We start from the raw sequence: 12,589 nt of genomic DNA, 5'->3' as shown, positions 1-12,589 counted from the left end.
TGCATGAACAACATCGAGACGTTCGAAAGGCTCGAGTCCAACGTGCGGATGTACTGCCGCGACTTGCCCCTGGTGTTCGATACCGCCCAAGGCAGCAGGATCCGCGGCGAAGATGGCCGCGAATACCTGGACTTCTTCGCCGGCGCCGGCGCCCTGAACTATGGCCACAACGACCCGCGCATGCGCGATGCGCTGATCGCGTATCTGTCGGCCAACGGCGTGACCCACGCCCTCGACCTGCACACCACCACCAAGCGCCAGTTCCTGGAAGCGATCGAGCGCGACCTGTTCAAGCCACGCGGCTGGGACTACAAGGTCCAGTTCACCGGCCCGACCGGTGCCGACGCCGTCGAGGCGGCGTTGAAGCTGGCGCGCAAGGCGACCGGGCGTACCAAGGTCGTATCGTTCTACGGGGCTTACCACGGCATGACCGCCGGCGCCCTGGCCGTCACCGGCAACCGCACTCGCCGTGGCCCCGGGCTTTCCACCGACGTGGTGTTCGTGCCCTACGAAGACAGCCCCTATGGCGAATTCGACAGCATTGGCTTCCTCGAGCGCCTGGCCAACGACCAGGGCAGCGGCTCGGAGCTGCCGGCGGCGGTGATCGTCGAGTCGGTGCAGATCCAGGCCGGCGTCTACCCGGCTTCCAACCAATGGCTGCAACGCTTGCGCAAGTGGACCACCGACCACGGCGTGCTGCTTATCTGCGACGAGATCCAGGCCGGTTGCGGCCGCACCGGCGACTTCTTCGGCTTCGAGCGCTCCGGGGTGGTGCCGGACCTGATCACCTGCGCCAAATCGATCGGCGGCTTCGGCCTGCCGATGGCGATCGTGTTGCTTCGTGCCGGGCTGGATGTATGGCAACCGGGCGATCACATCGGCACCTTCCGCGGCAACCAGTTGGCGTTCCTGACCGCCCGCATCGCGCTCAGCTATTGGCACGATGAGCAGTTCCTGAAATTGCTGGCCGACAACTGCGCGGCCATGGAGCGCGCAGTTGCCGGCTTTGCGGAAATTCCAGGCGTCGCGTCCGCGCGTTGTCGCGGCATGATCGCCGGCATCGATTTCGGCCGCGGCAACGTCGAGGTCGCCAAGGACGCCCAGCAGCGCGTGCTGCAAGCGGGCGTGCTGGTCGACCGCTGCGGCCCGAATGGCGAAATCATCAAGCTGATGCCACCGCTGAACACTCCGACCGACCAACTCGAAGGCGGCCTCAGGGCCTTCGGCGAATCGGTCGCGGCAGCGCTGGGCGAATAGCTGCCAGGGTCACCCTTCGGCCTGTGTTGAAGCGCAGGCCGGAGACCTGTTGGACATCAGCCAGAACAATAATCAGGAGACCTCGAGCGTGCGTGAACACAATGATGAAAGCTTCGAGTTCGAAGTGTCCGTGATCGGGCTCGGAGCCATGGGAACCATCATGGCCCAAGCGTTGCTCAGGCAAGGCAGGCGCGTGGCGATCTGGAACCGCTCGCCCGGCAAGGCCGCGGCGCTCGTCGCCGCTGGCGCTCACCTGTGCGAGAGCGCCGAAGCCGCGCTGGCTGCAAGCCCGGCCACGATCTTCGTGCTCCTGGACAACCAGGCGACCCACGAGGTGCTCGGGATGCCAGGTGTGATGCAGGCGCTGGCCAACCGTACGATCGTCGATTACACGACCAACGCCCGGGACGAGGGCCTGGCGCTTCAGAGTCTCGTCAACCGCGCGGGCGGCCATTACGTCAAAGGGATGATCGTGGCCTACCCGCGCAACGTTGGTCGTCGCGAAAGCCACAGCATTCATACCGGTGATCCTGAGGCCTTCGAACGGCATCGGGCGCTGCTTGAGGGGCTTGCCGGTCATACGACGTTCCTCCCCTGGGACGAAGCATTGGCCTTCGCCACCGTGCTCCACGCGCATGCGTTTGCCGCGATGGTGGCTTTCTTCGAGGCCGTGGGGGCTGGTGTCCACTTCGGCCTGCCGCCTTCGAAGACCGCTCGGCTCATGCTCGACACGTCGCGCTTTTTCGTCGCCGATGCACTCGAGGAAGCGGTCCGTCGGCTGGAAGCGCAGGATTTCGCAGGCGATCAGGCGAGGCTCGATGTGCATGCCCAGGCCTTCGCCCATATCGCCGGAGCCCTGCACGCACAAGGGGCCTGGACGCCGGTCTTCGACGCGCTGTGCCAGGCCGTGCAACGCGCGGCAGCCATGGGCTATGGCGACCAGGACATCGTAGCCGTCACCCGCCTGTTCGCCCGCGAATGCGACACCGCAAGCGCGGCGGGACAGTGACTGCGCTGCGCTTCTAAGGTCCTCGTGGATAGCGCCCGAAGACAACAACTATAAAAAATCGCTGGAGAATCATATGCGCCGATTCGGTTTTCTACTGGCTGTCCTTGTACTGGTCATCTTCCTGAGTGCACTGTTTTCGAAGCCTTCCGTCGTCAACCGCGGGACGGCTCAGCGCATGGAGCACTACCCCACCGTCGGTATCGGAGACATCTTCCGGGGGCACTAGCCAGGCCTCGGGCGACAGACAGCCTCAAAGCCTGCCATGCGGTCGCTGCCACCCGTTCGACAGCGACCGTGTGCGCCTCAGTGGTCTATGGCTCCGCTGGCGCCAAGGCCGGTCTGGCCTCGTACGTACTGGTCGGCGAAGGCTGCCCTTTCCGCCATGGCCCGCTTGGTCCGGTCCAGGCGGGAAACGCCATACGCCACCAGGAACGCCAACGGCATGGAGAACAGCGCAGGCTGGGTATAGGGGAACAGCGGCTCGGCGAAGTGCAACACATCCACCCACACCAGCCTGGAGAAAACCACGAAGCCCATGGCGCTGAACAACCCGACGTAGCCACCGGCCAACGCGCCACGGGTGGTCAGCCCCGACCAGAACATCGACAGGAACAGCACCGGGAAGTTGGCCGAAGCGGCGATGCCAAAGGCCAGGGCGACCATGAAGGCCACGTTGATGTTCTCGAACACGATGCCCAGGGCTATCGCCACCAAGCCAAGGCCCAGGGTCGCCAGCTTGGTTACCCGCAGCTCCTGCGCCTCGCTGGCCGCGCCCTTCATGATCACCCGCGCATACAGGTCATGGGCGATGGCGGACGCCCCGGCCAGGGCCAGGCCTGACACCACGGCCAGGATGGTGGCGAAGGTCACGGCGGAGAGGAAGCCCAGCAGCAGGTTGCCTCCCACTGCCTGGGCCAGGTGCATGACCACCATGTTGCCCCCGCCCAGCAGCTTGCCTCCCGCTTCCCCGCCCTCGAAGAACCGGGGCTGCTGGCTGACGATCACGATCGACGCCAGGCCCAGCAGGAAAATGACATTGAAGAAGTAGCCGATGAACCCGGTGGCGTAGAGCACCGACTTGCGCGCCTCCCGGGCATCGCCGACGGTGAAGAAACGCATCAGGATGTGCGGCAGCCCGGCGGTGCCGAACACCAGCCCCAGGCTCAGCGATAGCGCGGTCAACGGGTCGGCCAGCAAGCCACCAGGGGCCAGCAGGCGTTCGCCCAGGGCATGGCTATCCATCGCCTGGCTGACCAGCCTGTCATAGCTGAAGTCGAATTCGCGCATCGCCAGGAACAGCACCAGCGAGCCGCCGACCAGCAGCAGGAATGCCTTGACGATCTGCACCCAGGTGGTTGCCACCATACCGCCGAAGGTCACATACAGCATCATCAGCGCACCGACGATCACCAGGGCGATCTGGTAGTCCAGGCCGAACAGCAGCCTGATCAACTGCCCGGCCCCGACCATCTGCGCCACCAGGTAGAAACACACCACGGTCAGCGATCCGATGGCGGCCATGGTGCGCACCTTGCCCTGGTCGAGACGGTACGAGGTGATGTCGGCGAAGGTGAAGCGGCCCAGGTTGCGCAGCCGCTCGGTCATCAATAGCAGCAGTACCGGCCAGCCCGCGAAGAAGGCGATGAGATAAATGTAGCCATCCATCCCGGAGCTGTAGATGAGCGCGGTGATTCCCAGCAGCGTGGAGGCGGACATGTAGTCGCCGGCCAGCGCCAGGCCGTTCTGCCAGCCCCGGATACCGCCACCGGCGCTATAGAAATCCGCCGTCGAATGGGTCCGTCGCGCCGCCCACCAGGTGATGCACAGGGTGAACAGCACGAACACCATGAACATGCCGATGGCATGCAGGTTGAGCGGCTGGCGCTGGCCAGCGTCCAACGCGGGCGAGGCCAACAGCAGGCCGGAGTGCAGCGACAACGCCAGGGGAAGGAGCTTCTTCATGCGCCCTGCTCCTCTTCCAGCCCAGCGACCAGAGCCTGGGTCAGGCGATCGAATTCGCCGTTGGCGCGGTACACATAGAGCGCCGACAAGGCACAGAAGAACACGAACAGGAACACGCCGGCCGCGACGCCGAAGGTCATGTTCGAGCCCTGCGCCAGACGCCTGGCAATCAGCTCGGGGCAGAACGATACCAGCGCGATGTAGCCGTGGAACGTGGCCAGGATCAGCAGGAGCAGGCTCAGGGTGAAACGGTTTCGGCGCGCCACCAGTTGCTGGAACCGGGCACTGGCGCGGATACGTGCGTATAGCAGGCTGGACATGGGACACCTCGGGCAACCTAGTTATTGTTATGGAATGTGCGGGTGCGGCAGCGCCATCAGCGGCCGGCGTCGCCGGCCTCCTCCTCCTGCCGGGCCCACTCGCGCAGGACGAACTTCTGGATCTTGCCGGTGGCGGTCTTGGGCAGTTCGGTAAGCGTCACATGCCGCGGTGCCTTGAAGTGCGCCAGGCGCTCGCGGCACCAGCGGACCAGATCGTCACCCGTGGTTCTGGGTAAGGCATCCGCCCGCAAGGCGACGAACGCGTGGGGTGTCTCGCCCCAGCGCGAATCCGGGCGCGCCACCACCGCGGCCTCGACCACCTCGGGGTGCTGGTAGAGCACTTCCTCGATCTCCAGCGAACTGATGTTCTCGCCGCCGGAAATGATGATGTCCTTGGCCCGGTCCTTGATTTCCACGTAGCCGTCCGGGTGCAGCACGGCCAGGTCGCCGGTGTGAAGCCAGCCGTCGGCCAACGCGGCACGGGTGGCCTCGGGGTTGTGCAGGTAGCCTTTCATCACGGTGTTGCCCCGCACTACCAGTTCGCCAAGGGTGCGGCCGTCGGCCGGGACCGGACGGCCGGTGTCGGTATCCAGCACCGTGGCCTCCTCGAGCATCGGGTGGGCGACGCCCTGGCGGCTCATGAACTGGGCCCGGGCCTCCAGCGGCAATTCGTCGACCCCCGGCTGCCACAGGCACAGGGTGCTGGGGCCGTAGCTTTCGGTCATGCCGTAGGCGTGGGTGATGCTGAAGCCGCGTGCTTCCATGGCGGCGATGACCGCGCTGGGCGGCGCGGCGCCGCCGGTGATCACCGATACCGGCACGGCAGGGACGCTGGCATGCTCGGCATGGATCAGCATCGACATCACCACCGGCGCGGCGCTCAGGTGGGTCACCGCATGCTCGGCAATGGCGGCGTGGATCGCATCTGGCTGGACCTTGCGCAGGCATACGTGCGTGCCACCGGACAGCGTCACCGCCCAGGTATGGCTCCAGCCGTTGCAGTGGAACATCGGCAAGGTCCACAGGTAGACGCTGCGCGGCCCCAACTGGAAGATCAGCGCGCCGGCGCAGGCGTTGAGGTAGGCGCCGCGGTGATGCAGGACCACGCCCTTGGGATCCCCCGTGGTGCCGGAGGTGTAGTTGATGGCGATCGACTGCCATTCGTTCTGCGGCGCACTCAGCGGCCGCCCCGGGTCGCCCTGGGCCAGAAACGCCTCATAGTCCAGGTCGTGGGCGAGGTCGGCTCGCTCGGCCTGATCATCGTCGATGCCCACCAGCAAGGGCGGCGCATCGAGCATGGCCAGCGCCTGCTGGGCCACGGCACCGAACTCACGGTCGCAGATCAGCACCCTGGCCGCGCAGTGGCGCAGGATGAAGGCGATGCTGCGTGCCTCCAGGCGAATGTTGATGCATACCAGCACCGCCCCGGCACCGGGTACGCCATAGTGGGCCTCGAGCATTTCCGGGATATTCGGCGCCAGTATCGCCACCCGCTCGCCCGCTTGTACGCCGACCCGCTCCAGGGCACTGGCCAGGGCGCAACTGCGCTCGTGCAACTGGCGGTAGCTGTAGCGCCTTGCGCCATAGACCACCGCATCGCGCTGCGGGTACACCTGCGCGGCACGCTTGAGGAACGACAGCGGCGACAGCGGGACATGGTTGGCTTCGTTGGGAGCAAGCTCGTGCTCGAGGGTCGGAACCATCATGGCAGCCACCTCATCGACACATTGCTCGGGTCTTGCACGCACATACATACCTCCTGTTCTTGTTGTTATTGCGCCAGGGCGCGTTACAGGCTGCTGCACAGGTGGCCGCCATCGACCACGATCTCGGCGCCGCTCATGGCCCGCCCGGCATCGCTGGCGAGCAGCAGCAAGGCGCCGTCCAGGTCCGCCGGCACGCTGAAGCGGCGGCTGGGGATACGCGAGCGCAACTTGTCGCCGGCCTCGCTGGCCAGGAAGGCCTCGTTCAGGTCGGTCATCACGTAGCCGGGCGCCAGGGCGTTCACTCGGATGCCATGGCGCGCCAACTCCAGCGCCATGGCGCGGGTCAGGTGGGCCAGGCCGGCCTTGGCCGCCAGGTAGGGGCCGACGGCGCCGGCCACACGGCTGGCGAGGATCGAAGTGACATTGATCAGGCTGCCGCCCTTCCCCGCCGCGACCATGCGCCTGGCGCTTTCCTGGGCCACCGCCCAGGCGCCCTTGAGGTTGGTGTCGAGCACGCGGTCCCAGCTTTGATCGTCGCAGGCCAGCAAGGGCTGGCTGTCGCTCACCCCCGCATTGTTGACCAGCACATCCAGCGGGCCGGCGGCATCGAGCACCCGGCAGATATCCTCACGGCAGGTCACATCGAGGGCAAAGGCCTGCGCCCGCCCTCCCGCCACCTCGATGGCCTCCACCAGTGCCTGCAGCGGCGCCTGGCGCCTGGCAGTCACCACCACCTCGGCGCCTGCGGCGGCCAGGGTCATGGCGAAGTGGCGGCCCAGGCCGCTGGAGGCTCCGGTCACCAGGGCGCGGCGCCCGTCGAGGGCGAACAGTCGGGTCAGGTTCGGCTGCATCAGCGGGCCTCCAGGCGCTGGTCGAGCAGTTTCTTCGCCAGGCTCATGCGGTGCACCTCGCTCGGGCCGTCATAGATGCGGAACGGGCGAATGTCGCGGAAGATCCGCTCCACCACGGTGTCTCCGGTCACCCCGCGCCCGCCCAGTACCTGGACGCAACGATCGACCACCCGCCACAACGCCTCGGCGCTGATCACCTTGGCCATGCTGGAGTCGACATTGGCCCGCCGGCCCTGGTCGAGCACCCAGGCACAGTGCCACACCGCCAGGCGCACCACGTGCAGGTCCATCATGTTGTCGGCCAGCATGAAGCCCACACCCTGGTGCTCGCCCAGCGGCTTGCCGAAGGCGTCGCGGGTGCGCGCATAGTCGCAGGCGATGTCGTGGGCGCGACGCGCGGCGCCCAGCCAGCGCATGCAGTGGGTGAGCCGCGCCGGCGCCAGGCGCACCTGGGCATACCGGAACCCCTTGCCGATCTCGCCGAGCACATCGCTCGCCGGAATACGCAGGTTGTCGAAACGCAGCTGCCCGTGGCCACCGGTGAAGCAGCTGTCCAGCGAGTCCAGCTGACGCTCATGGATGATGCCGTCGCGTTTCATGTCGGTCAGGAACATGGTCGCCGTACCATCCTCCATGCGCGCCATGATGATGCCGAAGTCGGCGCCTTCTGCGCCGGTGATCAGCCACTTGCGGCCATTGATCAGGTAGTCGTCTCCATCGCGGGTGGCGGTGGTGCGCAGCATCGAAGGGTCCGAGCCGGAGCCTGGCGCAGGCTCGGTCATGGCGAAGCAGGAACGGGCATGGCCCTGGACCAGCGGGCGCAACCAGCGGTCTTTCTGCGCCTCGGTGGCGACCACGTCCATCAGGTGGATGTTGCCTTCGTCCGGGGCATGGATGTTCAGCGCCACCGGGCCCAGCGGCGAGTAGCCGGCCTCTTCGAAGACGATCGCCTTGGCCACGTGGCTCAGCGCCAGGCCACCCATTTCGCGACTGGCGTGGGGCGTCAGCAAGCCGGCCGCGCGGGCGCGGGCCACCAGGTCCTGGCGCAGGGCGTCGCTGGGGCCGTGGCTGTCCTGGCGGGGGTCGTTCTCGAGCGGGATGACCTGTTCGGCGATGAAGTCTCGGGTCTTGGCCTGCAAGGCGAGCAGTTCGTCCGGGAGGGTGAAGTTCATGGTTGTCCTTCTGGGTGCTTGTCTGTCGGGAATGAGATGGCTGACGCCGTTCAGGGCAAGGCCTTGGGATTGCTGATGGCCAATCGGGCGAGGGTGACCTGGCGCAATGTCTCGACCAGGGTTCTATGGTTTTGCGGGGCGTCATGGCTGCCCAGGCGAATGGCCCGTGCCAGTTGGCGGCGCAGGTCGGGCAAGGCTGCGGGCGCCTCGTCGACCAAGGCGGCCAGACGTGTCCGCTCCTGGTCCTCGGCCAGAGCCCCCAGGCGGCTTTCGCGGGCTGCGATGGCCATGGCATTGGCGATCATCAGGGCCGGGTAACGCAGCTCGCCGGGCAGCGCTGGCAGCAGTTGCTCCAGAAGCGTCGAGCGAGCGATGTCGAGCAGTTCATGGGCATCGGGCTGGGTCATGGCGCTTCGGCTCCGGTCATGTGCAGGATGTCGAGCTCAAGCTCCGGCAGCAGTCGTGCGGTCAGTGCCAGCTCAATGGACGGCTCTTCGCCGGACAGGTGGCGCTGGCCTTGCTGCAGGGCGATCACCGCCCAGCGCAGGGTGGCCATGACCTGCCAGTAGTGCAGTTGGCTGCGCTCGATACGCAGCGGAGACACCTCGTGGTAGCCCCCCAGGAAGTCCTCCAGTTGGCCGATACCGCCGGCCTCGAGGTCTGGGCGGGTGAAGCGCCAGCAGCGGGCGGTGAACCAGCCGAGGTCTTCGCACGGGTCGCCCCAGCCGGTGAACTCCCAGTCGAGTACGGCTTCGAGTCCCTGTTCGCTGGCCAGGTAGTTGCCGGTGCGGTAGTCACGGTGCAACAGACACAGGATGCTGTTGCGCGGTGCGTGCAGCTCGCACCAGCGCAGGCCCCACTCCAGCACCGGATAGGCATCGGCGAGGGTGTCGAGGTAGTGGCGATAGGCGTCGATGGTCGCCAAGGCCGGTGAGCGGGTTGGCATCGGCAGGAAATCCAGCGCGGCGCACGGCGGGCGAACCTGATGCAGGCGCGCCAGGTTGGCGCCAAGCTGCGCCGCCAGCTGCGCCCGGCCCTGGGTGCCGGCGCCAGCGCTGAGCAAGCGACCGGCGGCGACACCCGGCACGTACTCCATCAGGAAGAACACCCGCCCATGCACGCGCATATCGCGGCACAGCCACAGCGGGCGCGGTACTTTCACACCGGCCTGATGAACCACTTGCAGCACCGCGAACTCCTGTTCGCGGTCAAGGCTGGCGGGTAGCGCGGAAAGCGCATCGCTGCGCAGCACCCAACGCCGGGCGCCAGCCCAGGGGCCGCCTTCGATCAGCAGGTCCAGCAGCCAGTTTTCCTGGATGGCGCCGCCGCTCAGGCGCTGGCGTGCCTGGATGACCACCCGCTTCGCTGCGGCGTGCTCGCGGATGAACTCGACCAGTGGCTGGTCGTCCGGGGCCACGAATGTCTCGCCGTCCCGTACGGTCGTAGGAGGAGTGCTCATGGGGTTGTAGGGCCTGCCTGTAGTCATGTTGTCAGACAGCTTTAGCAACGCCTGGGCCAATTTTCGGGATATGCCTGTAACCCGCGCGCTCTCTGGCGCCAGGTTTTTCCATGGCGCTCGACGAAGCAATCCGGGTTTCACTTTTGCAACGAACTGATTCAGTATCGAAACAATTCAATCCTGAACAGGTCTCGACATGCGTCCTCCCCTTTCCCAGGTCGTCGTGCTGGTCAGTCACCTTCAACGACCTCGGCAGCGCAGTCGCCTCGCCAGCCTGGTGGCCGGCCTGGCGGCGGGCTACCCGGACGTCCATATCGAGGTGCTCGACACCTCGGTATCCGAAGCCCTGCAAACCGCCCGCGATCTCGAACAGCGCGGCAAGGCCGACGTGTTCGTCTGTGCTGGCGCCACTGCCGCCTACCTGCGTAGACACCTGGCACGTCCGGTTCTGACGATGCGTGTTGGCGGCGGAGACCTGTTGCGTGCGCTGGAGCAAGCCCGCGAACACTCCTCCCATGTCGCCCTGCTCAGCTACAACCGCATCGACCGGGACCTGCAAGCCATGCGAACGCTGTTCACGGTGCAGGTTCACCAGGTCGCCTACACCACCCTGGAAGAGGCTCGCCAGGCTGTCCTGGAGGTATCCCGCCTGGGTTGCCGCAGCATCATCGGTTCGTCGACGGTGGTGGAGCTGGCGGAACAGGCAGGCCTGCACGGCGTGCTGTCGCTGAGCGAAGACACTGCGCGCAAGGCGCTCGAGGAAGCCATGGGAGTCCTCGACAGCCAGCGCCTGGAGATCGCCAAGCGGCGGCATCTGGACGCGGTGCTGCAACACATTCCAAGCGGTGTGGCAGCGGTCGACAACCAGGGTGTGGTGCAATCGCTCAACCCTGCCCTTGCCCAGTTGCTGGAGTTGCCGGTCAGCTCGGCTCTGGGGCGACCGTTACAGCAGCTATGCCCGGAGCTTGACCTGCAGCAGGCGCTAGAGGATGGCGGTGGCGAGGAAAACCGGGTGATCCGGCTGGGCTCGCACGCCGTGGTCAGCAATCTCCTGCCGATCCTGGAGAATGGCGAGCGTACCGGCCTGGTGCTCACCTGCCAAGACATCACCGCCGTGCAGCGCGCGGATCAACGCATCCGCTCCACTCGCCGTCCAGGTGCCTTCACCGCGCGTTACCGGCTCGAACAACTCAACGGCGCGAGCAAGGCCAACCGTGAGATGTTGCAGCTGGCCAAGCGCTTTGCCGCCAGCCATTCGACCATCCTGATCACTGGCGAAAGCGGCACCGGCAAGGAACTGCTCGCCCAAGGGATCCATAACGAGAGCCCTCGCCGGCACGGGCCTTTCGTCGCCATCAACTGCGCGGCGTTTCCCGAGTCGCTACTGGAAAGCGAACTGTTCGGCTACGAGGAAGGCGCCTTCAGCGGTTCGCGCAAAGGCGGCAAGCCCGGCCTGTTCGAGGCGGCGCACCGTGGCACGCTGTTCCTCGACGAGATCGGCGACATGCCTGTGTCGCTGCAGACTCGCCTCCTTCGTGTATTGCAGGAGCGAGAGGTCTTGCGCCTGGGCGGCACCGAGCCGATCTCCATCGACGTGCGCATCGTCGCCGCCACCCACAAGGACCTGGGGGCCGCCATGAAGGATCGCGAGTTTCGCACCGACCTGTATTACCGGCTGAATATCCTGCGCTTGCAGACCACGCCCCTGCGCGAGCGGCCCGAGGACATTCCTCTGATTTGCCAGGGAATCAGCCAGCGCCTGCTGGTCCAGGGCCAGCCACCGGGTGCCGCAGGCATAACGACGCTCCTGCTACCCTACCTCGTCCGCCATTCCTGGCCCGGAAACGTCAGGGAACTGGAGAATGTCATCGAACGGGCGATGCTCTCCGCCAGCGAAATCTTCCATGAGCACGGCGTGGATGAGCATTACCTGGCTCGCGTGCTGCCCGAGCTATTCGAAGGCCAGCCTCAGCCCAGGTCCCGGAAAGAGCCATCGCGCACAAAGGATTTGCACGCCATCGGCAAAACCGCGCAGTTGCGCTACATACAGGAGACGCTGGACAGCTGCCAGGGCAGCCTTGACGAGGCTGCGCGTCGGCTCGGGATCAGCCGGACCACGCTGTGGCGGCGGCTTCGCTCGGCACGCTGAGCAAAACGATGCGCCTGGGCGATGCGGAACTCGCCCAGGCATGGACACGGCCGGTGCCGTGAAACTCAATTGATCAGCGGAACCTGCTTGCCGATCTGCAACGCCTCCAGCGCGTCCAGTTGCGCTTCGATCTGCAGGAAGCGCATGGCCCGCCGAGGTGACATCTTCTCGGCCACTTCCTGCACGTACCGGTGCAGCACGGACAGCTGTTTCTCCTGCAATCCCCGATAGAGGTCGACCATCCTCGAAGCTTCCGCGTCGGTAATGCTGCCGGAACCATAGGCGCGGGCATATTCGAGCAGGAGCTGGAATGTCTCCTTGTGCAGGCTGTCCGTCTCGCCTCGGTAGCGTGAATAGATCGGCCAGAACGTCTCGGCTTCGGTGCCGTCCAGCGCCATGTTTGCCTCGACCATCCGTTTGCGCTTGTAGTTGATGGTTTCCAGCTGGTTCCTGATCTTTTCCTTGTGCTCGTTCATCACCTGCTCGACCGATGGCAGGGGTTCGTCGGCATGAGCGGCAAGGGAAAGGGTCGCGACCAGGGTGGCCACGAAAAGCAAGCGCCTGGACATCGGCGTTCTCCTTCTGGGTTGATCGAATGGATTCATGCTGCCGCGGTGCGATGCGACATCAACGGGCCCCGCTCCTCAGGGCGATCCTGGGCGCCCACTCCAGCCATTCGTCATTGGCCGAATCGAACAGGGCGA

Annotated in this window: 11 protein-coding genes; 3 read left to right on the top strand and 8 right to left on the bottom strand. The window is 65.9% G+C overall.

What is annotated here, in order from left to right; all coding sequences use genetic code 11:
• Positions 1 to 3: 3 nt before the first annotated feature.
• Entirely contained in the window at positions 4 to 1,257 is a 1,254-nt protein-coding gene (locus tag HMPREF3014_RS00470; protein WP_012614185.1) for an aspartate aminotransferase family protein, read from the top strand.
• Positions 1,258 to 1,345: 88 nt separating this feature from the next.
• On the top strand, positions 1,346 to 2,266 hold the full coding sequence (locus HMPREF3014_RS00465; RefSeq protein ID WP_003122778.1) for an NAD(P)-dependent oxidoreductase: 921 nt from the start codon (positions 1,346 to 1,348) through the stop codon (positions 2,264 to 2,266).
• Between the two features lie 303 nt (positions 2,267 to 2,569).
• Here the strand turns inward: HMPREF3014_RS00465 and HMPREF3014_RS00455 are convergent, their stop codons facing one another.
• The 7 genes from HMPREF3014_RS00455 to HMPREF3014_RS00425 form a co-directional block, all read right to left on the bottom strand.
• Entirely contained in the window at positions 2,570 to 4,228 is a 1,659-nt protein-coding gene (locus HMPREF3014_RS00455) for a cation acetate symporter (RefSeq protein ID WP_003158805.1), read from the bottom strand.
• Positions 4,225 to 4,548, bottom strand: a complete 324-nt coding sequence (locus tag HMPREF3014_RS00450) for a DUF485 domain-containing protein (RefSeq protein ID WP_003089157.1) — start codon at positions 4,546 to 4,548, stop codon at positions 4,225 to 4,227. The genes HMPREF3014_RS00455 and HMPREF3014_RS00450 overlap by 4 nt, the downstream gene beginning before the upstream one ends.
• A 56-nt stretch (positions 4,549 to 4,604) precedes the next feature.
• Positions 4,605 to 6,251 (bottom strand): acyl-CoA synthetase, encoded by a 1,647-nt coding sequence (locus HMPREF3014_RS00445; protein ID WP_011666659.1) that lies wholly within the window; start codon positions 6,249 to 6,251, stop codon positions 4,605 to 4,607.
• An 86-nt stretch (positions 6,252 to 6,337) separates the two neighbouring features.
• Positions 6,338 to 7,105, bottom strand: coding sequence for an SDR family NAD(P)-dependent oxidoreductase (locus HMPREF3014_RS00440; RefSeq protein ID WP_003123438.1), 768 nt, complete (start codon positions 7,103 to 7,105; stop codon positions 6,338 to 6,340).
• Positions 7,105 to 8,277: an acyl-CoA dehydrogenase family protein gene (locus tag HMPREF3014_RS00435; protein ID WP_010794173.1), complete on the bottom strand. Its 1,173-nt coding sequence runs from the start codon at positions 8,275 to 8,277 to the stop codon at positions 7,105 to 7,107. Before HMPREF3014_RS00435 ends, HMPREF3014_RS00440 begins: the two co-directional genes overlap by 1 nt.
• A 50-nt stretch (positions 8,278 to 8,327) precedes the next feature.
• Positions 8,328 to 8,684: a DUF6285 domain-containing protein gene (locus HMPREF3014_RS00430; RefSeq protein WP_003089151.1), complete on the bottom strand. Its 357-nt coding sequence runs from the start codon at positions 8,682 to 8,684 to the stop codon at positions 8,328 to 8,330.
• The gene (locus tag HMPREF3014_RS00425) at positions 8,681 to 9,736 is read right to left on the bottom strand and encodes a phosphotransferase family protein (protein ID WP_016253453.1); all 1,056 of its coding nucleotides are present in this window, start codon (positions 9,734 to 9,736) and stop codon (positions 8,681 to 8,683) included. The genes HMPREF3014_RS00430 and HMPREF3014_RS00425 overlap by 4 nt, the downstream gene beginning before the upstream one ends.
• 196 nt (positions 9,737 to 9,932) lie before the next feature.
• Here HMPREF3014_RS00425 and prpR point away from each other — a divergent pair, with 196 nt between their 5' ends.
• The gene (prpR, locus tag HMPREF3014_RS00420; RefSeq protein WP_023087523.1) at positions 9,933 to 11,885 is read left to right on the top strand and encodes a propionate catabolism operon regulatory protein PrpR; all 1,953 of its coding nucleotides are present in this window, start codon (positions 9,933 to 9,935) and stop codon (positions 11,883 to 11,885) included.
• A 65-nt stretch (positions 11,886 to 11,950) separates the two neighbouring features.
• Here prpR and HMPREF3014_RS00415 read toward each other — a convergent pair whose 3' ends face one another.
• The gene (locus HMPREF3014_RS00415; RefSeq protein ID WP_225037681.1) at positions 11,951 to 12,433 is read right to left on the bottom strand and encodes a transcriptional regulator; all 483 of its coding nucleotides are present in this window, start codon (positions 12,431 to 12,433) and stop codon (positions 11,951 to 11,953) included.
• Positions 12,434 to 12,589 lie beyond the last annotated feature (156 nt).

It is taken from the genome of Pseudomonas sp. HMSC065H01, from assembly GCF_001815235.1.
Taxonomy (GTDB): domain Bacteria; phylum Pseudomonadota; class Gammaproteobacteria; order Pseudomonadales; family Pseudomonadaceae; genus Pseudomonas; species Pseudomonas aeruginosa.
This window is presented reverse-complemented; position numbering and strand designations above follow the sequence as displayed.

Coding starts and splice junctions, on each gene's coding strand:
- HMPREF3014_RS00445 (WP_011666659.1), bottom strand. CDS start 6,251: ATGGTTCCGACCCTCGAGCACGAGCTTGCTCCCAACGAAGCCAACCAT.
- HMPREF3014_RS00430 (WP_003089151.1), bottom strand. CDS start 8,684: ATGACCCAGCCCGATGCCCATGAACTGCTCGACATCGCTCGCTCGACG.
- HMPREF3014_RS00435 (WP_010794173.1), bottom strand. CDS start 8,277: ATGAACTTCACCCTCCCGGACGAACTGCTCGCCTTGCAGGCCAAGACC.
- HMPREF3014_RS00470 (WP_012614185.1), top strand. CDS start 4: ATGAACAACATCGAGACGTTCGAAAGGCTCGAGTCCAACGTGCGGATG.
- HMPREF3014_RS00450 (WP_003089157.1), bottom strand. CDS start 4,548: ATGTCCAGCCTGCTATACGCACGTATCCGCGCCAGTGCCCGGTTCCAG.
- HMPREF3014_RS00455 (WP_003158805.1), bottom strand. CDS start 4,228: ATGAAGAAGCTCCTTCCCCTGGCGTTGTCGCTGCACTCCGGCCTGCTG.
- HMPREF3014_RS00440 (WP_003123438.1), bottom strand. CDS start 7,105: ATGCAGCCGAACCTGACCCGACTGTTCGCCCTCGACGGGCGCCGCGCC.
- HMPREF3014_RS00425 (WP_016253453.1), bottom strand. CDS start 9,736: ATGAGCACTCCTCCTACGACCGTACGGGACGGCGAGACATTCGTGGCC.
- prpR (WP_023087523.1), top strand. CDS start 9,933: ATGCGTCCTCCCCTTTCCCAGGTCGTCGTGCTGGTCAGTCACCTTCAA.